This is a genomic window from Micromonospora sp. NPDC047134, assembly GCF_040643455.1.
Classification (GTDB): Bacteria; Actinomycetota; Actinomycetes; order Mycobacteriales; family Micromonosporaceae; genus Micromonospora.
In genome coordinates, this window is record NZ_JBEYUI010000010.1 from 44,782 (window position 1) to 68,690 (window position 23,909).

Here is a 23,909-nt window from a genome sequence, read left to right on the forward strand (position 1 = left end):
GGGGTCAGAGCGCGACTGCAAGCAGTCGCTGGTCGGGGTCGAGGGCGGCGAACAGGCGGTTGGCCTGTTCGAGGTAGGTCACCCGGTCGGCCATGGCGTCGCTGGCCGGGGCCAGCGTCGCTCCCTCGACGGTGATCAGCGCGTCTCCCGCGACCGCGGTCAGCGCGCTGTAGTGCTGGTAGGCCATGTAGCCGGCCTGGTACATCTCCACCTCGGCCAGGGCGATCCGCCCGGCACCGTACGTGGCGGCGTTGTGCATCCGGATCGCGTTCACCCGGGGCTGGTTGTTGAAGTCCGCCACGGCCTTGTCCCACGGATACGTCTGCGAGTCCGCCAGGTGGCGGGCCTCGTAGACGTGCCACGGGACGGCGTTGCGGGTGCCGTGCACGACGCGGCTGAAAAGCTGGTGGCGGATACCCGCCCCCATGGCCGCGGCCTGGAGCATGCCGTCCAGGTCGAGCAGCCGTACCGGTCCACCGGCGCAGGAGGCGGGACGCCCCTTACGCAGGCTGATCATCTGCCGGTGCTGCCACCGGTGCAGAGCCGTGCTGGCCCAGAAACGGGGCGACAGGGTGCCCTGGACACCGAAATTGCGGTCGAGCTGGTGCGCGGTCAGCGCCTCGCGAGACAACTCGCCCGGAACGCAGAGGATCATCGTGCGGATCATGGCCTTCGGCTTCACCGCCACGGTGGGGGTGACCTTGCGGGGAATCTTGCCCATGGGGGCCTCCTTCGGTGAGCGCGTCAGGGCGCGCGGAGATGACCGGCCCACCGGGTGCATGGGTCGGTTGCGGGAAGGTGCGGTGCGAGAGGTGGCTGGGTGCGACCTCGGGGTCGCCGCGCGGCACGACGCCGACCGGCCCTGATAGGCGGGTGGGCGTAGCGCACCGGGGTAGGTGCGGCGGTGGTTCCGAGGTGGGACCGAACCGGGGTGGAGATATATGAGGTGCTGTTAGTGCCGTGAACGGTAGCGGCCCGATCTGTCAGGCCGATCCGGGGAACCGATCGCCGGAAGGCGGATTTACCTGCGCTGTGAGAGTTCGGCTGAGGGTGAGCCGTCGTCGGCGCGGACGCTGTGAGATTCCGCGACTCTCACAGACGGTTCTTATTGCTGACAGCTACCGACGGTGGTCTACCTGCGTCGAGGCAGTCGGTCTGGCCAATCAGCGCCGCTGGCCTGCTGCGCATCCCAGCGATAGTTGGCATTGTGATCACGCGTCAGGCTCGGAGCCTCCCCACGCCGTACCGGCGGTAGTTGCCGCCGACTCCCAGAAATCTCGGCACCGAACGCTTGTCCGCGTGGCGGCGGCCATTAGCCGCAACCCAATTGATCTGCTGTTCCCATGGGGCCGGATTCGGACAGAGCGCGGCCGGATTGTCCGGTTATCCTCTCGCCCTCGCACGTCCGGCGGCGTAGCGTTCCCGCCGTGACCGGAATCTCCGCCTGGGTGCCGCTGAGTCGCCGTGTTGCTGGCGTCGGCCCCGACACCACCGTCCACGACGGGCTGCCGCCGTACCTGCACGGCGTGCTCCAGGACTGGGTTAACGACTGCTACCCAGACGATCGCTATGGGGAGTGGACCCGGCTGCGAAACATCCTCCAGTACCGGCTGCGCATTGATGACCTTCCGCCGCCAATCAAGTTCACCGATGAACAACTTCTCGACGTCATCGACGCACTGCTTGCCCATTGGCTTGAGCCGGGCCATTTGGTGAACGAGCTGAACGACCTTCTCACGAACGGCGGTGCCGGATGGCGGATCAACGCTGACCAGAACGGCTTGGAGCGACGCGTCGAAGCCACCGTAACCACTGCCGTCGTCACCGCCGTCCGCACCACCACGTCGGACACGGCGGACCACTTGCGTATCGCCTGGGACGCCGCCTACGGCCGGAATCCGGACCCAGACAAGGCGTACGACGAGGCCGTGCTTGCTGTCGAGGCCATCGCATGCCCGCTGATTTGCCCGAACAACCCGCGGCGCACCCTCGGCACCGTTATCGCAGACCTGAGCAACCAGGCCGCCCAGTGGGCGATGGTCATCAGCGACTCCAGCGGACAGCCCGCCAGCCCTGACCGATTGATCGAAATGCTCAAGCTGCTCTGGCAGGGTCAGTCGCGCCACGCTGGCAGCCCCAATTCCCGCCGACAGACTCAGGCCGAAGCCGAGGCTGCCGTGCACCTGGCCGCCACCCTCGTGCAGTGGTTTAGCAGCGGTGTGCTGTACCGGAGATAGAACGGCTGACCACCAGGCCCTCACCCAGCACGGCCTACCCCGCAAACCGGCTTCACCAGGACACCTTCTACAGGTCGTCGAAGCGCTGCGGGTTGGTGACCGTGTCGGGTCCGTGGTCGGAGGGCAGCTCGTGCAGGTACCGCCGGTGGGTGGGATCCGACACGAGCGTCCAGACCTTGCCGGCCGGGTCGGGGCCGTGCACGGCGGTGGCGATCGGGCTGGCGCTGCGCAGTCCGGCGAGCACGCCGAGCAGGCTGGCCTCGCGGCGCCGGCTGGGCACCCAGAACAGCACGGGGTAGCGGGGACCGAAGGCGGTGAGGCGCTCGTAGCCGCGTAGCTTGGCCACGACCCGTGCCAGGTTCTCGGTGTCGTTGTCGTGTTCCAGGAAGAAGCCGGTCGACGTACCTGAGCTCGTCCAGATGCCGTGCCCGTCGGGGCGGATGCGGGCTTGGGCGTAGACGGTGGTGGCGTGCTGCTCGGACCACCAGCGCGACAGGTCGGCGTCGGCGCGGCGGCGGGCGGTGGCGATGAGGTCGGTGAAGAACTGGTTGACGCCGAGGAGGTGGTTGACCTGGCCGCTGGCGGCGATGCGTTTGGCGCGTTCCAGGGAGCTGCGGGGCGGTTTGCCGCCGGTGCCGTTCGGGTCGTGGTAGGCGGTGGGGTGTAGTTGCAGCCCGACGGGGCCGAGGGTGTAGAGCAGGGATCCGTAGCGGCCGTTGTGGTTGCTGCGGCCGAAGCGGTGCAGTACGTCGAGGCGGTGCAGGATCGTGAGTCGGCGTTGGGCGGTGCGGCGGTTGTCGAAGAAGGCGTTGGTGATCTGGTGGGTGGACAGCAGGTAGTGCTCGGCGAGCAGCGCGAGGAGGGCGTGGTCGCGGGGGACGATACGGCCGAAGACCGCGAGTGGGTCCGGTTTGCTGGCGGCCGGCGGGACGCGGGAGCACACGGGGTTTACTCCTAGGCAGGATGGGTTTCCCTCCCGATCGGGAGGGTGTCTGGCGGGGCTGGGCGCGGTGTGCGGGGTCTGTCAGGGGCTGTGTGCGGCACTGACAGCCCAGGTCAGCACTGCTGAGAAGGTGTTCGGCGGTCACCAGCGACGAGCCCGGTGACGAGCCGCTACGCGACCCAGAGGACGCCGCCGGACTCGGCGGAGGCGGTCAGGCGGGGCCGGACTTCGGGCGGGTGCGCCGTTGGTCGGGTTTGCGGCTGAGTCGTTCGACGAGTTCGTCGACGGCGCTGGTGTCCTGGGCGGGTACTGCTGCTGCGGCGGCCTGCCGGATGGCGGTCGCCTCCCCGACGACTGGTTTCGGTGGTCGGGTTTTCATGGTGAACGCCGGTGTTTGGCGGCCGTTGACGACCAGGCGTGCGGCGGCGGTGTAGGCGTCGAGGTGGGCGAGGTCGTGCTCGCTCAGTTCAGGGAGGGTGTGTCGGGACAGCAGTTTGGCGTCTTCGGGTGCGCAGGTGAAGTACACCTTGTTGCGGGCGTTGGCGGAGGCGGCGGCGAGCAGGTCGCGGGGGAACTGGGCCAGGTCCTGGTGGGCGAGGACGAGGGAGAGCCGGTACTTGCGTGCCTCGGCGAGCATCGTGTCGAGGCTGTTGGCCAGGGTCAGGAAGTTCTGGGCCTCGTCGATGATGAGGCTGGCGTCGCGGCGCTTCTCGGGTGCGATGCCGGCGCGGGCGGTGGCGGCCTGCCATACCTGGGCGAGGATCAGGGAGCCGAGTAGGCGGCTGGTGTCCTCGCCGAGCACGCCCTTGGGGATCCGGACGAGCAGCACTCCGCCGTCGAGCACGCGGCCCATGTCGAAGCTGGATTTCGGGTAGCGCATGGTGCGTTTGACGAAGTCGCGGAGCAAGAACGCGCGCAGCCGGGCGAGGACCGGGCCGATGACCTGCGAGCGGAGGCTGTCGTTGAGGCTGTCGTACCACTGCCAGAAACCGCTGAGCCCGGCCGGGTCGTCGAGGTCCACGGTCATCGCGGACCGGAACTGTGGGCTGTTGAGCAGTGGGGGGATGTGTTGCAGGGTCACGTTGTGGTGGCGTAGCAGGGTGAGGCAGGCGACCCGCATGACGTCGTCCATCCGGGGGCCCCACGCTTTGGCGAAGATGTTGCCGAAGATGCTGACGAGGTTGTCGACGACCAGGTCGGGGTCGTCGCCTTCAAGCGGGTTCAACGTGGGTGGGTTGTCCTGGTCGGGGTCGAACAGGACGACGCGGTCGGCGACGGTGGAGGGGAGCCGGTCGAGGATGTCCAGGACGAGATCGCCGTGGGGGTCGATGACGACGGTGCCGCGGCCGGCTTTGATGTCGTCGACGGCGAGGTTGACCAGCAGGGTGGTCTTGCCGGAGCCGGTGGAGCCGATCACATGCAGGTGATACCTCGCATCGGGCACCGACAGTCCGACGCTGTGGCCGCCGATTTCGGCGTCGCCGAGCATCTTCACCCCACGCCCGCCGCCGGGGACGGCGACCGGCGCGGGCATGGAGGCGGCCCGTGCCCGGTCCAGGCCGGGCACGGCGAGGTCCTGCGGTAGGGCGGCGAGTGCGGCGAGTTCCGGGGCGGAGGTGAGGAAACCTGCGCCGAGGCGGCGGGCGGCGAGGACGCTTACGGGTGTTCGCATACGGGTGCGGTGGGTAAGGCGGTTGCGGCCGGTATGGATGGCGAAGGCCGAGGCGAGGGTGTCGGCGATGCCGCGCAGCCGGCCGCGTGGGTCGGCGCCGGGCCGGTGGTTGGTGGTGGCGACGGCGTACCGGATGCCGGTGGTCCACAGCGGGTGGGCGGTCTTGTCCAGGATCGCCCGGACGTCGCGCTCGATGGTGGGATCCCGCCGACCGGGCGGCGCCGCGCTCCGGCCGGTCGGGCCGCTGCCGGGCAGGAACGCCTCCAACAACCACAGCAGCGGCGCGGCCGGGTTGACTGTTGGGACGGCGGTCTTGCCGGCCCGCATCCGGCCGGCGACGCGGCGGGCGCGTGCCGCCCGCCGGGGTGTGGCGGGTCGGGCGAGGATCTGCACGCAGGCGTACTCGCCGGGTTTGAGTTGCGAGCCCGCGGATATCAGCGGGCGCAGCGGGTCGGTGTCGTGGTCGACGGCAAGGGGCAGCCACTCCGCGTAGACGGGCAGCAGGTGCCCACCGGCGGCGGGATGCGCGTCCAGCGGAATCGGCGGAGGCGGGTTGTCGTCGGTGGTGGTGGCCGAGCCGGGCCACGCGGCCCGCACCGCCGCCTCGACCGCCCCGCGCGGGACGGTGCCGGGCACCCAGATCGAGATGAGTAGTTGGCGGCCGGACCAGGTGTACTGCCACACCACGTGCGGGGTCCCGTAGAGCAGGCGCCGCCGTCGTGACGGGGTCAGCACGCCGGTGAGGTTGGCCCACAGGGCGGCGGCGCTGCGTGGGTCGACCTCGGGCGGCGGCGCGATCGTCACCAGGCGGGCGTTATGGGCGTGGTGGCGGTGCCGCCAGATCGCGACCAGGTTCCGGGCCATCACCGAGAGCACCAGCGCCACGGCGGCGACGGCGGCCAGCCACGGCCGCTGCGCGGCCCACGAGGCGGCGTCGACCAGGACTTCTCCGGGGCCGGTAGGTGGCGCAATAGGGTCGGCGCCCGGCCCGAACGTGGGGCTCGGTAGGGGTGGCGTCGATCCGACGGCTGCGATTAGGCCTGTCACAGGTCCTCCTCTTCGCTGTCGGCCAGCTCGGCGGGATCGGTGGTACACAGGGCGTGCTCGGCGGTCGAGGAGATCGACTCGAAGCTGGTCCGGCTCACTCCGGAGATCAGCAGGCCGTGGCCGCGGCGGGCCGACAGCAGCAGCCGCCGTTCGCCGCCGGTGAGGCCGAACGCTTCGGCGACGGCGTCGATGGCTTGCGGTGCCTGTCGTAGCAGCACCTGGGTGGCGGCGTTGGACACCACCGCCTGGCCGAGGTCGGTGCCGAGCACGTCGGCGGCGTCCTGGGTGATGACGGTCAGCCCGGCGTTGCGCTTGCGTGCCGCCTTGGACATGCGGAACAGGAAGCGGGCACCTTCGCCGTCGCGCATCAGCAGCCACGCCTCGTCGACCACCACGAGCCTGCGCTGCGACGGCCGTGCGGGGGCGTCGACGGTGCGCCAGATCGCGTCGAGGGCGAGCAGGGTGCCGACGGTGCGCAGTTCGTCGGGCAGGTGCCGTAGTGACCACACGACCAGGTGCCCGGTAGGTGTCTGGGTGGTGGGGCCGTCGAACAGGTCAGCGAAGGTGCCCTGCACCCACGGCGCGAGACGGGCGGCCAGCGTCGCGGCCGCCGGGTCGTCGTCGCCGTGCAGCGTCTGCGCGAGGTCGCGTAGCAGCGGGGCGGGCCGGTGATGGGTGGCCGGGTCGGCGGTGATGCCGGCCTGCCGGTAGACGGTGAGGATGGCCCGGTCGAGGGCGGCGCGTTCCGCTGGTGGCGGCTGGTGGCCGAGCAGGACGGCGATGAGGGTGTGCAGGAACAGCCCGCGTCGGGTCAGTGTGTCGGGGCGGCGGTCGCCGGCGGGCAGGTCGAGGGGGTTGATCTTCACGCCGGGTGCGCCCAGCCGGACGACGCTGCCGCCGACCGCGTCGGCGAGGCGCGGGTATTCGTCCTCGGGGTCCACGACCGCGACCTGCACGTCCTGGTAGAGGTTGCGCAGGATCTCCAGTTTCACGAAGTACGACTTGCCCGCTCCGGAGCGGGCCAGGACGACGCAGTTGTGGTTCTCCTGCGCCCACCGGTCCCACCACACGATGCCGTGACTGGCGGGGTTGATGCCGTAGAGGACACCGCCGGTGGTCGGTGGGTCGCCGGGTAGCGGGGCGGGTAGGTCCGGGCTGGCCAGGGGGAACGCGGCGGCGAGGGCCTGGGTGTCCATGGTGCGCGGCATCCGCAGCCCGTCTGCGGCCAGGGGCAGAGTGGTGGTCCAGCCGGCCAGTTGCCGCCAGGTCGCCGGCTGCACGTCGAGCAGGGTGGACGCGGCGGCTGCCCGCACCTGGGCGCACGCCTGCGTCAGTTCCGTTTCGGTGCGGGCGTGCACGGTCAGGTACAGGCCGACGCGGAACAGTTTCGCCGCGCCTCTGGCGAGTCGTTCGGCGAGGTGTTCGGCGTCGTGGGCGGCGGCGTCGACGTAGGGGTCGGCGAGCTTGCCGCGGTCGGCGTCAGCCCGGCGGGAGGACTCCAGGCGGGCCCGCTGCTTGCGGAGCCGGTCGGCGGCGACCGGCGCCGGCAGCGGCTCGATGTGCAAGGTGAGGTCGAGGCGGCCGGGCCAGGACAGCAGTGGTTCCAACCAGGCGGCGCCGACCTCGGCCGGGTAGCCGGTCACGATCAGAGTCGCGGCGTACCCGTCGCCGACACGCAGCCAGCGGGGTGTGACCTCGACGGTGGCCGGCGCGACCGCCGACGCCACCGAACTCCGTGCGGTGTGCTCGCGGGTGTCGCGACGTCTTTTGATGATCATGACGGTTTCCTCTTCATTCGGGTGGGTGTGGGGGCGGCGGTGATGACGGCGTCGGGGGCGGCCAGGCCACCCGGGCGCGGCGGCCGGTACGGGTCGGCGGCGCAGGTGAGGGCGGCGGTGACCGCCGGGCCGTCCAGGACGCGTGGGGTGACGCCGAGGCCGGACAGCGCGCGAACGGTGTCGTCGGCGTGCCGCCGCGCGGCGTGGTGCCCGTACTCGCCGGCGGGAGTGCGGGTGGTGATGAGGACCTGCCGACGCAGCGGGTCGCGGCGTTCGGCGAGGTCGGCGAGGAAGTCGGCGTGGTCAGCGCACGCCGCCCCCAGCCGCGGATGCGGTTGGGTGGCCGCGGCGTCCGCGAGGGTCCGGCTGTGCGAGGCCAGGTCGACCGGCTGTGCGGACACGACGATCTGCACCGGGGTGGACAGGCTGTTGAGCCACCGCCCCCAGCCGTCGATCAGCGCCGCCTGCTCCGCCGGGGTGCGCAGCGCGAGGTTCACGGTGGTGGTGCCGACGATCGCCGCCCGGCCGTCGCCGAGGCTGATCTGTCCGTCGTCGTCGATGGCGTCGGCGGGCAGCCGCAACGGCGCCGGCAACGGCTGCCGCCCGGTCACGGGGGCCTGCACCCAGTCCGGTACGCCGCCGTTGTCGGTGGGGCTGGGGGTGGTGGTCAGCGACCGGGGGGTGCGGGTGTGGCGTAGCGCCTGCAGCAGCCACACGTCCAGTGCCAGGCCGTCGCGGCGGCCGAGCGCGAGGCCGCAGGCCAGGCCGCCGATCACCACCCCGGCGCCGATGAGGACCGGCGTGGCGACGATGTCGTGCAGCGTCCGCCACAGGCCGTAGAAGACGAGCGCGGCGGCGGAGACGATCGCCAGTTGGTGGAACGTCAGCCCGTAGGCGACCTTGTCGGGGGCGTCGACGTCGGCGGGCATCCGGGCTCTGGTCTGCGGTTCGTCGGATACTTCTCGGGTCATCTGATGCTCCTGCGGAGGGTGTTCAGGCCGGGAACGGCGCGGGCGAGTTGCTGGACCACGACGACCGCGCCGAGGGTGTTCATGCCGCGTCCGCTCTGGCCCGCCCAGCGGGCCATCAGGCCGGGGATCTTGACGGTGGTCCAGAGCAGGACCACGACGACCAGGAGGTTCAGCGTGCCGCCCGGGTCGGCGGGCAGGCCGAACACCGGCAGCATGGCCTCAGGGTCGAGCAGCATCCGCTCACCCGCGGTGAGCAGGAACGCCTGCGCGATCGGGATCGCCAGGCAGCCGCCGTAGGCACGCCACCACAACCGCGCGACGCCGTCGGTGGCCGGTAGCGCGTGACAGGCCAGCGCCAGCGGCGCGATGGCCGTCATCACCAGCAACGTCACGAACCGGCCGATCATCTGGAACGCGGTCGTCACGACCAGCACGGTGATGACCAGGGCGAGCACCAGGAACAGCAACGGAACCGCGCGGTCCTGCGCCGCCCGTAGATGGCCCTCGACAGCGGCGAACGCGCCGTCGCCGTCGTGGCTGCCGTCGCTGACCGCGCCGGTCAGGGCGTTGGCGAGGTCGATGAGCTGGGCGCAGATCAGTTGGGAGAAGTGCGCGGCGGTGAACCCGACGACCAGCCGGGGCAGCAGGTCCTTGACGGTGTAGCGGGACTGTTCGTTGCCGCCGGCGACCATGACCAGGACGCCGGCGGCGACGAACGCCAGGACGAAGACGGTGTCCACGATCCATACCGACCGGCCGGTGAGGGCCTGTACCTGCGGCAGCGCGGTGACCTTCGGTGTCGTGAGCAGGATGCCGGTGATCAGGTCGAAGATCGCGCCGAGGCAGGCCAGGATCGCCTCGGTCAGCCAGTCCAGAGCCTGGTTGAGGAACCATGCCGTCACTAGGGCTAGCCCCCGACGATGCCCTGGAGGACCTGCAGCAGGACCGGCGCGAGGACGGCCAGGCCGTAGCCGATCAGGGCGTTGCGCAGGGCGAGTTTGGCCTTGTCGACCTGCGACGGGTCACCACCGGCGGTGGCCCAGTACACGCCGGCCAGGACGAGGAAGAGGGTGGCGATCGCGGCCAGGATCCCCATGATCCAGGCCCGCAGGTTGGCGATCACCACCGGCAGCGAGTTCGCCGCCAGCTGCACGGTGGCGCCGGAATCGGCGAAGGCAGCGTGGGGAAGGGCGAGGGCGAGGCCGACACCGGCCAACGGCGCCGCCACGCGGAGCACGAGACGACGAATTCGAAGAGTGTGGTGTGGGGTGCGGGACATTGCGGTTCACCTCCTGCCGCGCCCGGCGCGCAACGGCGTGCCGCAGGGGCGTGGCGATCACTCGAAAAGCGGTCGGGAAGGGGCCGCCGCCGGGCGTGGGCGAGGAAACGGGCGAACCGCGTGGGCCCGGGAGGAGCTCGTCCTCCCTCATGGGTGGGTTGCGGTCATCAATGTGGTGTCAGCGCATCAACTGGCGCGGCACCCGAGGCACGCGGATCGCGGTTTCCTCATCTCGCCCGGCGGCGGGCGGGGACCGGTGGCCGGTACGGCTCGACAGAAGGTCCCGCACCCCCAAACCGGGTCTTGTGATCCCTGACGAACACTTGCCCCGCTCACACCGCCCCGACCGGGCTGACAACGCAGGTCAGGGGATGCCTCACAGACGAGGGCGCGGTCGAGGCGAAAACCAACAGGCAGGAACGAAAGACCGTCTGGTGCGGCAGGGTCAGCGCCCTCCGGGCTCACCGCCCTTGGCGTCCTCAGGCATCGGCCCGAGGACGGTCGTCGGGCATCAAAACGGCTGTGGCCCGACGTCGTGCAACGTCGGGCCACAGCCGTCTCGGCTGGCAGGGTCAGGCGGCTGCCGCGGCGTGCTCCCGAGCGGTTTCGCGGCGGGTAGCCGCAGCGCGGCCTGCCCGCCGCTGAACGCGCTGCTGCGCACGCAGCCGCAGGTGCGCCACGGTCTCCGACGACGCGACCCCGGTCAACAGCCCATCGGCCAGGGCGTCGGCGATGCGGCTGTCGATGCGCGACAGCCGCATCCGCAACGCGTCGACACTGACGCCGTTCGCCGCGGCGATGGGCTCGATCGCCCGGTACCCGAGCCGCACGTCGATGTAGGCCTGCTCGTCCTCCGCATCGAGGATCCCGAGGATCACCGCGCGGCGGACCAGCAGGTCCGGATGCCCGTACGGGGACCGGGGAGCACGGGGACCAGGAGCGACGTGCTCGATGTTCTCCACCGGCAGGTACTCCCGCTGCTGGCGACGCAGGTCCCGGCCGGCCCGCCACGCCGCCCTGCACAGGCTCGCGTACGGGGCAGGCCGGGCCAGGTCCACCCGGTCGCGTAGCGCCGTCAGGAAACCGGTCAGGATCTCGGCGTCCACGTCCGCCGGGTCCCCGTCGTAGCCCTGGCACAACTGGGCCGCGTACTGCCGCAGCGCCGGCATCGCCATGCCGACCGCACCCACCACCCAGTGTGGGCCGTCGAGCCGCGCACGGCGGATCAGCTCCCGCCACACCTCGTCACGCGCCGTGTATGCGCGGGGATGGCGCAGCAGCCAGTCCCGCAGCGCGGACAGCGGCATCACCCGCCCCGGCAGACCGGTGCCGGTGTCGAACGCGGCGCAGTCAAGAACCAGCGATGGGTCGGGCTCGCACGTCAGCGCCGTGAAGGCGTCCGCCGCCGTGTCAAGGGCGGACGTCGGCCAGTCCGTCGCGTGGGACACGCTCATGTCAAACTCCAATGACAGTGGATAGGGATCGATGACGCCCGCCGAGTGCGGTCATGGCGGGGCGATGACATCGATTCCGCCATAGCGGCCTCACAAGCCACTGACAGAGCAGATCGGGCCCCGGCTCGTCGCCTGCTGCCCCACTTCTGTCAGAGCGCACAGCCATCTGCGAGGAATCGACCGAGGTTGATTTAGCGGGATTTGGTGCGGCCTCGTGACCTGCCCTGTGACAGGGTGACAGAGCCTGCGACCACCCGTTCCGGGGACGCTGTCAGCCATCGAAGTCGCAGCCTGTGACACGACTGCGATGGCGCTCACCGCAGAGCTGTCCGAGAACCTGTGACAGCCTGGCGACGGCGCACCCGCGACACCGCTGGCCTCAGCTCACCCTGACAGACAGGGGCCCGCTGCCACACAGCGGCGACGAGAAAGAGCGCCCGCCGCCGACACCCGCCGGTGACAGGAGCCGCGTTCAGACAGCCGCGCCTGCGGGCACGGATACAAGCCGTGCATCGAGGTCGGGTCGGAACGCCCGCTGACCGAAGCCGGAGGCGATGTCCACGTGACACCGCCCTGCTGTCGCGGCCGAGCCGTCCCGCTGCCGAGCCCCTCTGTCAGTAACTCCACGTGACTGACAGAAGCTGTGGGCGCCCGTGTTTTCAGGGTGCGTCCTGCGGCTGGCGTTGACCGTCGTCACGCTCCGTCGGTCAGCGAGAGGTGACACCAACCAGGTCGGGGCGGCGTGCGGGAGACGGTTGTGAGGGGCTGCGAGTTCGGTAAGTGTTCGCCAGGGCTCACACCGCCCGGTTTGGGGGTGTCAGCGCTTCACGGCGCGGCGCGGAGCCGACATCCATATGAGCGAGCACACGCCGCACCCGCACCACCCGGCCGGCCCGATCGATCCGGCCGACTCCGCACTCATCGACCTGGTCGCCGGCGATCCGCCGGTACCGATCACGGTCTGGCGCACGGCCCGTACCGGCGCCGACACCCACACCGCTCTGCCCACCCGCCTCGCCTACCGCCTCGTGGCCGCCTACAGCCGGCCCGGGGAGGCCGTCGTCGACCTCAGCACCGACCACGCCCTGACCGCGATCTGCGCCCGGGGCAGGCGCCGGCACCACCGTGCCTGGTTCACCGACAACTCCAGCCTCATCATCGGACCCGCCACCCCCGACCTGCCTGCGACCACCGCGACCAACCCGGTCGCCTCGCCCGGTGAGCCGGACACCGGTGACGGCCAGGATCCACCCGAGCTGACCGACTGGTTCGGCGACGACCTCACCGACCCCGATCTGCCCGACATCGACACCACCGCGGTCATCCGGCCGCCCGAGGACGGTCCGCTGGACGCGGCCACCAGCCTGGTGGTGGCCTGCTGGCCACTGCACGCCACGGACACGACCGCCCGGGTCCGGCTCGCCTGGCTGCTCACCGCCTGTACGCGGCTGTTGCGGCCCGGCGGCTGCCTCGTCCTCGTCGTCGGCGTGCCCGTCGACACCCAGCCCACGCCGGAGGACTTCGGCCCCCTCGTGGCCGCCGCCTCCGCAGCCGGACTCGGCTACCTGCAGCACATCGTCGCGGTCGCCGCCGACACCGACGGCGACCAGTTCGTCTACCACGTCACCGACGAGGAACTGCTCACCCTGGCCCGCGCCAACCCCGAGCAGTGGCAGGTCGCCCACCTCCGGGTCCACGCCGACCTGCTCGTCTTCACCCCCCAGCCTTCTACCGTGCCCGGCTCGCGGCGGCGCCGCGACCCCGAGGGCGGTGAGCGCCGTGCCTGAACACCGCGACCCGAACACGCCCACCGCCAGCCCCACCCCCAGCGACGACTACCAGGGCCGGCACCACGAGTACGACGGCCGCCACCGCGCCGACGGCCTGTCCGTCTGGACCACCGCCCAGACGACCGGCCCCATCCAGCGACGGGGCCGGTACGTGCCCGAGTCGGTCAAACACCCGGCCCGGATGCTGCCGGCGATCGCCGCCCACGCCATCGACGCCTACACCCAGCCCGGTGACCTGGTCCTGGACCCGATGTGCGGCATCGGCACCACCCTGGTCGAAGCCATCCATGCCGGACGCGACGCCTTCGGCATCGAGTACGAGCCGCAATGGTCCAACATCGCCGACGCCAACATCCGCCACGCCCACGACCAAAGCGCCACCGGACGCGCGTCGGTGATCCGCGGCGACGCCACCCGACTCATGTCACTGGTCCCGAAGGCCCTCACCGGGCAGGTGGCACTCGTGGTCACCTCCCCGCCGTACGGGCCCACGGTGCACGGCCTCGTCCGGCCCGGCGCGGACGGGGTCGTCAAATACGACGACCGGTACAACGACGGCGAGGACCGAGGCAACCTCGCCTACCGCGACCTGACCGGCCTCGCCGACGGGTTCACCCAGATCCTGGCCGGCTGCGCCACCCTGCTACGCCCCGGCGGCGTCGTCGTGGTCACCGCCCGCCCGTGGCGCAAACGCGGCGAACTGGTCGACCTGCCCAGCGCCGTCATCGCCGCCGGCATCCGCGCCGGACTCGTCCCCATCGAACGGTGCGTCGCGCTCCTCGCCGCCGTCCGCGACGGGCACCTCGTCGCCCGACCGTCGTTCTTCCAACTCCAACAGGTCCGCAAAGCCAGGACCGGCGGGGTGCCGATGCACCTCATCGCCCACGAGGACGTCCTGATTCTCGCGAAGCAGCCGATCTCGAGGGCTGCGCCCGACTCCGGCGGCGGGGTGGTCGGATGACCACACGCGCAGCCAGATACCTGAGTCTCGGCGCCGGGGTGCAGAGCTCCACCCTCCTGCTACTCGCCGTCCAGGGCCGGATCCCGACCTTCGACGCGGCGATCTTCGCTGACACGTCGTGGGAGCCGGCGGCGGTCTACCAGCACCTGGACCGCCTGACCGGCATCGCGCGGCGGGCGGGGATCGAGGTCGTGCGCGTCAGCTCCGGCGACATCAGGGCCGACGCGCTCGACCCGGCACACCGCTTCGCGTCCATGCCACTGTTCACCCTCGGTCCGAACGGCGAGCGGGGCATGGCCCGACGACAGTGCACCTCCGAGTACAAGATCAAACCGATCAAGGTGGAGGTGCGGCGCAGGCTCGGCTACCCCCACCCGAGGCGGGTGCCTGCCGGCGTCGTGGCCGAGATGGCCATCGGCATCTCGGTCGACGAAGTCCACCGTGCCCGCGACGCCGACGTCGGCTACATGCGCAACGTCTTCCCCCTGCTCGACCTGGGCTGGCGGCGCGAGGACTGCCTACGTTTCCTCACCAAGGAAGGTCTCGGGGACACCCCGAAGTCGTCGTGCGTGGGATGCCCGTTCCACGACGACCGCTTCTGGGCCGACCTGAAAACCCACAGCCCGACCGAGTGGGCGGACGCCGTCGCGTTCGACGCGGCGATCCGCCACGGCTGCGCGCGGGCCATCGCCGACGGCCATCCACTACGCGGGCAGTTCTTCCTGCACCGGCAGCGGGTGCCCCTCGACGAGGTGACGCTGCGCCCACACCCACGGCCGGCGGACACGCCGGGCTGCGGGCCGTGGACCTGCCCCCACGACACGCCGGCGGTCATCGGGCGCGGGGAGGTGGCGTGAGCGTTGCGCACACCACCATCGCGCGCATCGGATCGCTCTGCACCGGCTACGGCGGGCTCGACCTGGCCGTCGAGCTGGTGCTCGGCGGCCAGCTCACCTGGTACGCCGAAACCGACCGACACGCCACCACCGTCCTGGCCCACCACTGGCCGCACGTTGCCAACCTCGGCGACATCCGCACCATCGACTGGACGACGGTCACGCCCGTCGACATCATCACCGCCGGATTCCCCTGCCAGGACATCTCCAACGCCGGCAAGCGGGCCGGCATCACCGGCGCACACTCCAGCGTCTGGACCCACGTCGCCGCAGCCGTTCGCGTCCTTCGACCGCGCCTGCTCTTCGTGGAGAACGTCGCCGCCCTCCTACGGCGAGGCTTCGACGTCGTCCACCGTGACCTGGCCGAGATCGGGTACGACACACGCTGGCTATGCCTACGCGCATCCGACATCGGCGCCGCCCACCGCCGAGACCGCCTGTTCCTGCTGGCCACCCCCGAGCCACGGGCAGGGGGTGCGGACCTTGCCGACTCCCTGCGCCCGTGACGGCAAAGGCCCCGGCCACCACTACGGCCTGCCCGATGTCGTCGAGCCGGGAGGTACTCGCCACCACCTGCTCCCCACACCCACCACCGCGGCCTACGGGTCGAACCGGTCCCCGTCGGCGGGGGCGGCCCGCCGGCCGAGTCTGGCCGGCGTCGCCGGGCAACTGCCTCCCACGCCGATCGACAGCGGCGGCCCCGGCTCCATGAGCGGAACGCACCGCGAGACGTGGAGACCACGCCTCGAACCAGCCGTCCACGGCTACCGGCCACACCACGGCGGTGAACCATCGGATCCCCAAATGCCGCCGACACCCACCAGTGTCGACCGCCGCTCGTCGGCGAACACCAGCGGTCCACTGCTGCCGACCCCACGCGCCAGTGACACCGGCACCCCGGGACGGCGGGCCGGCGCAGGATTCCGCCCGCCGCTGTCGCAGGTGCTGCTGCCCACCCCGAGGGCCACTGACGGCACGAAAGGTTGTCCGGGACAGCGCGGCTCGCACGGGGACCTCACGCTGCCGTCGGCGGCGGTGCGGGTACCGGGGCGTACGCTGCCCACCCCCCGCGCGTCCGACGCGAATGGTCCTGGACGGCACGGCGACGGCGGCACGGACCTGCGCACCACCGTCGCCGACCTCCCCCAGAACCTGGGGCGTCTCGACGAGCAGAGCTGGGGCGTCTACGCCTCGGCGGTAGCCCGTTGGGAACTGCTGCTCGGCCGGCCCGTCCCGCAGCCCACCCAGGCCGGTACGCACGGCAAACCGGTCCTAGCGCCACCGTTCGTCGAGTGGCTCATGGGCCTCAGCGACGGTCATGTGACCGCCCCGCAGCTCGGATTGCCGCGCACCGCCGCGTTGCGGGTGCTCGGCAACGGGGGTCCCGCAGCAGGCCACAGCCGCGCTCCGGCTGCTGCTGTGCCCGCACCGCTGGGAGTTGCCGGCATGAGACACCGACCGCCGGGCGGCCCGTCTGGTTCCGAGTACCACCGGTCCGGGCCGGTCGCGCTGTATCCCGGAGACGCCGTTCAGTTGTTGTCCGCGATGCCGGACGCCAGCGTCGACGCGGTAGTCCCGCCGTCAGGGCAGCTCCAGGACGCCGGCTCGAGTTCTCCGGGTCGTCGCTCTACCGGTCCTCCTTGTCGTAGTGCTTCGCGTTTCTAAGTCCTGAGTACTCCTTCCCTGTGAGAAGGCAGCGAGGAGGACCGGAGATGGCGGAGATGAGCGAGGATCGGCCTCAAGCACTAGTGGTCTGGCTGATCGTGACGCTATGCGGAGTCGTCGCTGCGGGGTTGGTCGCGGCGGTCGCGGCCCTGACCACGGTGGTGTTGAGCGGCGACGCGATGGAAATCTTCACGGTGGCTGGTACCACGTTCGGGGCGTGCCTGACCTTGGAGATCGCTTTGGTCGGCCTATACCTGGCCGGGTGCCAGAGGACGTCGTAGAAGAGTGCCGGGTGGCGTTGCGCGTTCCGGCCCGCCCGGCGCTCCTCAGTTTCGAGCGGGCGCACCGCCGCGGTTTGCGGCACGCTTGCTGTTACAGACGTGGCCGGTCGTCCGGTCGGCTGCGGCGGGCCTCGACCAGGAGGTGAGGCAGTGCGGGATAGGAATACCGGAGACCCCGACGAAATCGAAGCGACCGGGCAAACCGGGGAGGATACCCTCGGCGATCCCGCGATCGTCCTGCGGGATGTCGCCGCCGTCGTGGAGCGGGTCGACATCCCGCCACCATTGCGGGCGGCGTGGGACGGCGACGGCGCGACAATTGAACAGGTCCTTCCGGCAGCGCCTGTACCGGCGACGGACTTCGACTCCTTCTACCTCCGACACCGGCCGGTGCTACTCCGCAAGATGCTGAAACTCTGCGCCCAAGACAAGCATCTAGCGGAGGAGATCACGCAGGGGACCCTGTTCATCGCCTACCGCGTCCAAGACCAGCTGCCCGAGGTGGATGACCACGAAGCCTGGCTCTACAGAGTGGCCAGTCGGACGGCGTGGAAGGTCTTCAGGCGGCAGCGCATGGAAGGAGAGCGCCTGCGGACGATGGCGGCCCGCCCAACGCCACCCGGCCAACCTCACGACTGGACGCTGTTGGACGACCTGTTGCGCCGGACCCTGACGAACCGGCAGCGGCAGATCATCGTCTACCGGTTCGTCGAAGGGCAGCCGCGCCGGTGGATCGCCGACCAGCTGGGCGTATCTCTGCGCACCGTCGACTCCGAAATCAGAAAGTCGCTGGACCAACTTCGGCCGTTCCTCGAACCGGGTCGGGAGGACAACTGATGGCATCAGCCCACGATGACGACCCCGTAGTCCAGGCCATCGTCTCGGCAAAGCGACGGCTCACCGATCTGAAGCTCGAGGCCATGCTGCGCCCGGAAGCTCCGACGCTGCGGATCCACGATATTGACGCACTGGCCGATGAGGTCGTGGCTGGGCTCGACGGGCAGCGATCCGCCCTGGCCGAACCGGCGCGCTTTTCAGGTATGTAAATGACGGTCGACGGGTTGCTGAGCTCATTGCGTGCGCGGCTGGATCAGTTCGCGGTGGATCATGATCCGGCGATCCTTCTACATCCGGCTGCGCTCGCGGATCTGCTCGCCCTCGCCGAGGAGCTGAACGGGCAACTCCTCGCCCACCCCGAGGCCGCCTCCGTCCTTGGCCTAGCGCACCTACAGCGCTATCTCCTGCTGCCTGAGCCGGAGGACCGGGAGGACTTGGTGACAGCTGTCGCCGTCTTCCGCGAACTGGTGTCATTGCGGCCCGATCTGGTGCCGGACGCCGTCCTTGCCTATCTGAGGCCGGAGGACGAGCTACACGCCACAGAGGGATTGCGAGGATCGACCGCAGCCTTCGCTGATTACCGTTCGTCCCCATTGCTGGGGCGCGCCCTCGCGTCGTACCGGCGCTACGCCTCTACCGGTGCGCTCAGCGACCTCGACGAGGGCATCGACGCCGCCGAGGCGGCGGTGTCCAATCCCACGGTCGACACGCCCCGAGCCGTGGGGGCGACGATGCTCTCCGGACTGTACCTCGTTCGGTATCGGGCCACCGGGCGATCCATCGACCTCGACCGTGCCATCGATTACGGCCGGGATGCCATATCCGAGGAGAAGGCTCACGATCGCGCCGCCAGGCTTTCCAACCTGGGCCTTGCACTGCAGGCGCGTTACGAGAGCGCCGGCCGTAGGAACGACCTTGACCAGGCCGTTGCGCTGCACCGCCAAGCCATTGCATTCGCCTCGGCGACAGACCCGGCCTTCGGCCAGCACCTGTCTAACCTCGGGCTTGCGCTTCGTCTTCGTTACGAGTCGACCGCCAATTCCGCGGATCTCGACGAGGCCGTCGAGATCGCGCGGTCAGCGGTGATGATCACCGCACCCGAGCATCCTGAACTATTCCGCCAGCTCGGCAACCTAGGGCTGGTCCTGCGCGAACGTTACGAACGCGACGGTACCCACGACGATCTCGACGGGGCCGTCGAAGCGGGCCGTGAGGCCGTGGCAATCCTGCCGGCCGGCCATCCGGGGCGAGCCGGCGCACTCCTCAACCTTGGCGGGTCATTGCTGGCCGGCGCCACCGCGCTGGACGACCGGGCAATGCTTGCGGAAGCCGTCCATGTCCTCCGCGAAGCTCTGCAGTTCACCGAGGAGGCACCTGCTCAGCGTGCACTCATCGCCACCCACCTCGGCCGAGCCGCCGCCCAGCACGGCGACTGGAATCTAGCCGTTGACTCCCTGGCGACCGCCCTCCGCGCGGTCGACCAGATAGTCCGGCATGGCAGCGAGTTCCAACTCGCCCGCTTCGCCGGACTAGCCTCCGACGCGGCCGCATGCGCATTGCAGACCGGCGATACCGCCCGCGCGGCCGAGCTGTGGGAGTACGGGCATGGCGTCCTGCTCCGGCATTCACTTGAGCTCGATAGCAAGGAACAAGCCGACCTCGCTATGGTCGCGCCGAGTCTGGCGGCACGCTTCGCCGCGCTCCGCGCATCCGGACGGGGCAGCGTGCACGGCGAATGGCTCCGGACGATCGAACAGATTCGTGCACTGCAGGGGTTCGAAGACTTCCTGCGTCCCGCGTCAGCCGAGACCTTGCTGGCCGCCGCCTCGGCGGGTCCGATCGTCCTACTGAACGTGAGCCGTTACCGCTCGGATGCCATCGTGCTGACCACGAATGGCATCGAGGTGATCCGGCTGCCAGGGCTCGACCCAGACGAAGTCCAGGAGCGGTACCTCAGTTTCGCGCAGGTGATCGATACTGCAGGGCAGATCAGCGACCTACTCGCGTGGCTATGGGACACCACGGCCGGACCGGTCCTGCACCACCTCGGGTTCGAGCATGGCGTCGAATCACAGCTACCTCGCCTGTGGTGGTGCCCAGCGGGTCCGCTCGCCTTCCTGCCGCTGCACCTGGCTGGTCGTCACGACGATCCAAAGCAGACCGTGTTCGGCCTCGTCGTGTCCTCCTACACCCCGACAGTCGGTGCCCTGATCAATGCGCGCGCACGGTCAGTGTCTTCTCTTTCCGACTCCCCCCGCGTTTTGGCCATCGGGGTCACGCAGGCAGCGGACGAGGTGCCATTGGCCTTGGCCGTACGAGAGGCGAACGCAGTGTCGCATCGCTTCCCGTCAAGCACGGTTCTCACCGACTCGGCTGCGACGACCGAGGCCGTGCTAGCGGCTCTTCCCGATAAAACTTGGGTGCATTTCGCCTGCCACGGCTATGCGAACCCGACTGACCCGGCCTCTAGCGGCCTGCGCCTGAACGACAGAATGCTCACCATCCGCGATCTGGTGGATGTGCACGTTCAGAACGCGCGACTCGCCTTCCTCTCCGCCTGCCAAACCGCCACTTCCAGCACCCTTCTCGCCGACGAGGCGGTAAACCTCGCCACCGCGTTCCAAGTCGCCGGCTACGCACACGTGATCGCCAACCCGTGGAGGATCCCCGACAAGATCGCCTGGGCAATATCCGATCGGTTCTACCATGAGCTGGTCAGGGGCGCTGAGGATCCGGCCGTGGCGTTACACGCGGCGATCCGGGAGGTGCGTGCACGCTTTCCAGAGGCACCGCTGCTATGGACGTCGACAATTCACGTTGGCCCCTGACCCCAGCTCCGGCTGAGCAGTCCAGGGCACCACGCTGGGGATTGTCGGCTGGACCACATGCGTTGGGCTCGCGCCGCGCAAGCTGCGTTCGCCGCTTGCGGCCGCTGAGTTACGTCAGGTCAGGGAGGTCCGAGTGGTCGGCGGTGGCGGCGTAGCGGTTGCCAGCGGCGATGCGCAGGTCGGTTAGCCGGCGGACGTCGCCGTTGGTGGCGTGCGCTTCGTCGAGGATGCGGTTGCGCGCCGCAGGCAGCGACTCCCGCCACCGGGCGAACAGATCTTCTACCTCTGCCTGCAATGGAGCACGCGCGGCACGTCGTGGTACGGCCTTGTGGGGGCCGATTGAACTCATCGATCGGCTGATCGACAACATGCCCGGCCAGTGCGTGAATGTCACCCCGGTACCGCATCACCAGGAAGCCGTAGAACTGCCGTAGCGCGATCGATACGTACCGGGTGCTGGTTGCCTGCTCCTTCGACGAGCGAAGCCACGCCAGATACCGGTCTGCGTCCGGCGCTTTCGCCGTCCATACCGGTCGCTCCAAGATCTGGATGAACTCGAACAGCGTGGCGCGGTGGCTCGCCACCTGCTCATCACCGACGCCGCTGGCCGACATCGCCAACACGTACTGATCGAGTAGTTCCTGCTCGAAGTCATCCGTCTTCTGAGCAGTCACGAGTTCGCGCGGGGAACGGACCGAGCGCACTACTGCCAGCGCCACGCCGCACCTCGCGTTCATCCCAAGAACGATCTTTCAACCATTCCCAGAGATAGGTCGGGATTGCCGACCAAACGTCAGCCCCGCGCCGGATCGCCGAGCACAGCATCCTGCCAGCACCCCAGGTCAACCACGAGCAGGGGGGTTTCAAGTGAACTGACTACATGCCTGGTTGACGGTGAGTCCGGAGCCAACCTGCGGGCAGCAGGATGGCGAATCGTCGCCACCCGCCCACCACCAGCGCCGGGGCTGGTCACGACCAAGCCGACCTCGCACCGACCACGGCGCCGCGCACATCGGCCGCCAACGGTGGCACGCCCCGAACTGAGCCGAGTCGCACCTTCCCAACCACCCTTGTTCCGCTGACCGTCCTCGCCGGGCTGGCGGCCCGCTGCCACCGGCCCGGCTCACCCCATCGGTGAGAAAGAACGTCCGACATCCATTTCCCACAACTCGACTACCGCCTCAGCCCTCGCCCATCCCGCTGACGGGTTGACCGCCGCCGCAAACGACGGTGGTCCTCGACGGGCACCGCCTGCGACGCCGCCGGCAGAGGCCGGTGCCGGTCCTACCCACGCATGCGCGAGCAGCACTACCCGCCCTGATGACGCGGCACGTCGCCGCGCATAAGCCCTGAGCCGCCCGTGTCGAGGGCTGCTCGATTCCTTCCCCATCCAGGTCAGGAGTAGTCACTGTGACAAGCCACAACACCGATCCCAGCGAAACGTCGCGCACGTCGGGCAGCAGTGGACGCGTGTGGACCGAGGCGCGTATCCGCGCGCTCGGCGCGATCACCGATCTGCCCACCGCCGGCCGCGTTTTCGGCCTCGGCCGTTCCCTGTCGTACGAGCTCGCCCGCACCGGTGATTTCCCCGTTCCCGTCATCCGCGCCGGTGCCCGCTACAAGGTGCCCGTCGCCGGGATCCTCACCGCCCTCGGCCTGCCGCCCTCCTGCGGCGACTTGACCACGGGCGGCGGGCGAAGCGTCGATCACCACCACGAAATCAGCAGCGTCGACCCGCCGCACTGCGGCGGCGACGGAAAGAAGGAGCCGTGACCCGCGCCCGCAGCCCTGAAGGGGCCCTCACCAAACGCTGCACCTGCGCCGACCCCGACAGCGGTAAACGCCTCGGCAGCCGGTGCCCGAAACTACGCCGTCCCGGCGGCTCCTGGCATCCCACCCATGGTGTGTGGGGCTATCAACTGGAACTGCCGATCCGGCCCACGCAGCCCCGCCGGCAGCTACGCCGTTCCGGGTTCGACGACCGCGACGCCGCCACCGCCGAACTGCGCCACGCCCGTGCGCTGCTCGACCTCGCCGACGGCGATCATCACCTCGCCGTCGAGGTCGGGGACCTGCTGCACGCCTGCCGGCCCGGCACCCCACTGCCCGAGCGCGACGTGATCGCCGCCCGCATCCGCGCTGGTGTCCCCGCCTGTGTGCCCACCACCACCGGCGAGTACCTCACCACGTGGCTGGAGGGACGGCGTGGGCTGGCGGAGAAGACCATCCGCGGCTATGCCGACCACATCCGCCAATATCTGATCCCCCACCTCGGGAAGATCCCCATTCAGAGTCTGCGCACCAGTCACGTCGAGGCCATGTTCACCGCGATCGGCCGCCAGCAGGACGGCATCCGCGCCGCCCGCGCCAGCGCCGACCCGGACGTGCGGGCGAAGGTCAGGGGCGTGCGGCCGATGGAGGCGTCCAGCATCCGACGGCTCTACGCCACGTTGCGCAAGGCCCTCAACGACGCCGTCGTGCGGGCCAAGCTGATTCCCACCAACCCCGCTCTCGGCATCGAACTACCCACCGCCCGCCGTCCCAGGGCCCGGGTGTGGACCGCCAAGGCCGTCGAGCACTGGCAGGCCACCGGGAAACGCCCTAGCCCGGTCATGGTGTGGTTGCCCACGCAAGCCGGACGGTTCCTCGACCACACCGAGCGGCACGACATCGTCCTCTACGCCCTGTTCCTGCTCATCCTGCATCGAGGGCTGCGCCGCGGCGAGGCGTGTGGGCTGCGCGATCACGACGTGGACCTCGACGCCGGTTACCTCACCGTCGTCCAACAGATCACCACTGTCGGCTACACCCCCATCACCCGGCCCGTCAAGAGCGACGCCGGTGACCGGGTGGTCCCCCTCGGTCCGAAGACCATCGCCGTCCTGCGCGACTATCTCGACATGCGCCGTCGCTGGCAGGCCGTCAGCGGCGACGCCTGGCCCCACACCGGCTTGTTCTTCGTCCGCCCCGACGGTCAGCCGTGGCATCCCCAGACCATCAGCGACCGCTTCGACTACCTCGTCACCAAATCCGGACTCCCGCCGGTACGGCTCCACGACCTGCGCCACTGCGCTGCTACCTACCTGCGTCACGGCGGCGCCGACATGAAGGAGATCCAAGAGACCCTCGGGCACTCCACCATCGGTCTCACCTCCGACACCTACACCAGCGTCATCCTGGATTTCGAGCGCGGCACCGCCGATGCCGCCGCCGACCTCATCCCCCGCGACGACACCACCCAATAGCCCGTACGGTGCTCGTAGAGGCTGT

General features: G+C 70.0%; 21 protein-coding genes and 1 pseudogene. 12 read left to right on the forward strand and 10 right to left on the reverse strand.

The features are described from left to right. Nucleotides 1–4: 4 nt before the first annotated feature. Nucleotides 5–721, reverse strand: a complete 717-nt coding sequence (locus ABZ795_RS14450; RefSeq protein WP_357530649.1) for a hypothetical protein — start codon at nucleotides 719–721, stop codon at nucleotides 5–7. A 706-nt stretch (nucleotides 722–1,427) separates the two neighbouring features. On the opposite strand from ABZ795_RS14450, the gene ABZ795_RS14455 reads away from it, so the two are divergent. After that, nucleotides 1,428–2,237 carry a hypothetical protein gene (locus ABZ795_RS14455; RefSeq protein ID WP_357530650.1) on the forward strand — a complete coding sequence of 270 codons (810 nt, stop codon included), beginning with the start codon at nucleotides 1,428–1,430 and terminating at the stop codon, nucleotides 2,235–2,237. 67 nt (nucleotides 2,238–2,304) lie between these two features. Here ABZ795_RS14455 and ABZ795_RS14460 read toward each other — a convergent pair whose 3' ends face one another. From ABZ795_RS14460 to ABZ795_RS14490, 7 genes are all read right to left on the reverse strand, one after another. Next, on the reverse strand, nucleotides 2,305–3,180 hold the full coding sequence (locus tag ABZ795_RS14460) for a replication-relaxation family protein (RefSeq protein WP_357530651.1): 876 nt from the start codon (nucleotides 3,178–3,180) through the stop codon (nucleotides 2,305–2,307). A 211-nt stretch (nucleotides 3,181–3,391) separates the two neighbouring features. Continuing rightward, nucleotides 3,392–5,794, reverse strand: a complete 2,403-nt coding sequence (locus tag ABZ795_RS14465) for a DUF87 domain-containing protein (RefSeq protein ID WP_357530752.1) — start codon at nucleotides 5,792–5,794, stop codon at nucleotides 3,392–3,394. Nucleotides 5,795–5,895: 101 nt separating this feature from the next. Continuing rightward, the gene (locus tag ABZ795_RS14470; protein ID WP_357530652.1) at nucleotides 5,896–7,677 is read right to left on the reverse strand and encodes a DUF87 domain-containing protein; all 1,782 of its coding nucleotides are present in this window, start codon (nucleotides 7,675–7,677) and stop codon (nucleotides 5,896–5,898) included. Continuing rightward, the gene (locus ABZ795_RS14475) at nucleotides 7,674–8,606 is read right to left on the reverse strand and encodes a PrgI family protein (protein WP_357530753.1); all 933 of its coding nucleotides are present in this window, start codon (nucleotides 8,604–8,606) and stop codon (nucleotides 7,674–7,676) included. Before ABZ795_RS14475 ends, ABZ795_RS14470 begins: the two co-directional genes overlap by 4 nt. Nucleotides 8,607–8,644: 38 nt before the next feature. After that, nucleotides 8,645–9,550, reverse strand: coding sequence for a conjugal transfer protein TrbL family protein (locus tag ABZ795_RS14480; protein ID WP_357530653.1), 906 nt, complete (start codon nucleotides 9,548–9,550; stop codon nucleotides 8,645–8,647). A 5-nt stretch (nucleotides 9,551–9,555) separates the two neighbouring features. Continuing rightward, entirely contained in the window at nucleotides 9,556–9,927 is a 372-nt protein-coding gene (locus ABZ795_RS14485) for a pilin (protein WP_357530654.1), read from the reverse strand. Between the two features lie 572 nt (nucleotides 9,928–10,499). Then, complete coding sequence (locus ABZ795_RS14490; RefSeq protein WP_357530655.1) at nucleotides 10,500–11,381, reverse strand: hypothetical protein; 882 nt, start codon at nucleotides 11,379–11,381, stop codon at nucleotides 10,500–10,502. 854 nt (nucleotides 11,382–12,235) lie between these two features. Between ABZ795_RS14490 and ABZ795_RS14495 the strand changes: the two genes are divergently transcribed. From ABZ795_RS14495 to ABZ795_RS14535, 9 genes are all read left to right on the forward strand, one after another. Continuing rightward, nucleotides 12,236–13,168, forward strand: a complete 933-nt coding sequence (locus ABZ795_RS14495) for a hypothetical protein (RefSeq protein WP_357530656.1) — start codon at nucleotides 12,236–12,238, stop codon at nucleotides 13,166–13,168. Beyond that, nucleotides 13,152–14,132 (forward strand): DNA methyltransferase, encoded by a 981-nt coding sequence (locus ABZ795_RS14500; RefSeq protein WP_357530657.1) that lies wholly within the window; start codon nucleotides 13,152–13,154, stop codon nucleotides 14,130–14,132. Before ABZ795_RS14495 ends, ABZ795_RS14500 begins: the two co-directional genes overlap by 17 nt. Then, the gene (locus ABZ795_RS14505; protein ID WP_357530658.1) at nucleotides 14,129–14,989 is read left to right on the forward strand and encodes a hypothetical protein; all 861 of its coding nucleotides are present in this window, start codon (nucleotides 14,129–14,131) and stop codon (nucleotides 14,987–14,989) included. Before ABZ795_RS14500 ends, ABZ795_RS14505 begins: the two co-directional genes overlap by 4 nt. After that, entirely contained in the window at nucleotides 14,986–15,534 is a 549-nt protein-coding gene (dcm, locus tag ABZ795_RS14510; RefSeq protein WP_357530659.1) for a DNA (cytosine-5-)-methyltransferase, read from the forward strand. Before ABZ795_RS14505 ends, dcm begins: the two co-directional genes overlap by 4 nt. A 298-nt stretch (nucleotides 15,535–15,832) precedes the next feature. Further along, a complete protein-coding gene (locus ABZ795_RS14515; RefSeq protein ID WP_357530660.1) occupies nucleotides 15,833–16,693 on the forward strand; it encodes a hypothetical protein in 861 nt (286 codons plus the stop codon). Between the two features lie 47 nt (nucleotides 16,694–16,740). Next, nucleotides 16,741–16,974: a hypothetical protein gene (locus ABZ795_RS14520; protein ID WP_357530661.1), complete on the forward strand. Its 234-nt coding sequence runs from the start codon at nucleotides 16,741–16,743 to the stop codon at nucleotides 16,972–16,974. Between the two features lie 150 nt (nucleotides 16,975–17,124). Next, nucleotides 17,125–17,811 carry an RNA polymerase sigma factor gene (locus tag ABZ795_RS14525; RefSeq protein WP_357530662.1) on the forward strand — a complete coding sequence of 229 codons (687 nt, stop codon included), beginning with the start codon at nucleotides 17,125–17,127 and terminating at the stop codon, nucleotides 17,809–17,811. Further along, complete coding sequence (locus ABZ795_RS14530; protein ID WP_357530663.1) at nucleotides 17,811–18,020, forward strand: hypothetical protein; 210 nt, start codon at nucleotides 17,811–17,813, stop codon at nucleotides 18,018–18,020. Before ABZ795_RS14525 ends, ABZ795_RS14530 begins: the two co-directional genes overlap by 1 nt. After that, complete coding sequence (locus tag ABZ795_RS14535) at nucleotides 18,021–20,639, forward strand: CHAT domain-containing protein (RefSeq protein WP_357530664.1); 2,619 nt, start codon at nucleotides 18,021–18,023, stop codon at nucleotides 20,637–20,639. 109 nt (nucleotides 20,640–20,748) lie between these two features. Here ABZ795_RS14535 and ABZ795_RS14540 read toward each other — a convergent pair whose 3' ends face one another. Next, nucleotides 20,749–20,988 carry a hypothetical protein gene (locus ABZ795_RS14540; RefSeq protein ID WP_357530767.1) on the reverse strand — a complete coding sequence of 80 codons (240 nt, stop codon included), beginning with the start codon at nucleotides 20,986–20,988 and terminating at the stop codon, nucleotides 20,749–20,751. A gap of 115 nt (nucleotides 20,989–21,103) precedes the next feature. Next, nucleotides 21,104–21,376 (reverse strand): annotated as a pseudogene (locus ABZ795_RS14545) (site-specific integrase); the annotation flags it as partial. A gap of 673 nt (nucleotides 21,377–22,049) precedes the next feature. On the opposite strand from ABZ795_RS14545, the gene ABZ795_RS14550 reads away from it, so the two are divergent. Together ABZ795_RS14550 and ABZ795_RS14555 are read left to right on the forward strand one after the other, a co-directional pair. After that, nucleotides 22,050–22,412, forward strand: coding sequence for a hypothetical protein (locus ABZ795_RS14550; RefSeq protein ID WP_357530665.1), 363 nt, complete (start codon nucleotides 22,050–22,052; stop codon nucleotides 22,410–22,412). After that, complete coding sequence (locus ABZ795_RS14555; protein WP_357530666.1) at nucleotides 22,409–23,884, forward strand: tyrosine-type recombinase/integrase; 1,476 nt, start codon at nucleotides 22,409–22,411, stop codon at nucleotides 23,882–23,884. The genes ABZ795_RS14550 and ABZ795_RS14555 overlap by 4 nt, the downstream gene beginning before the upstream one ends. Nucleotides 23,885–23,909: the final 25 nt, after the last annotated feature.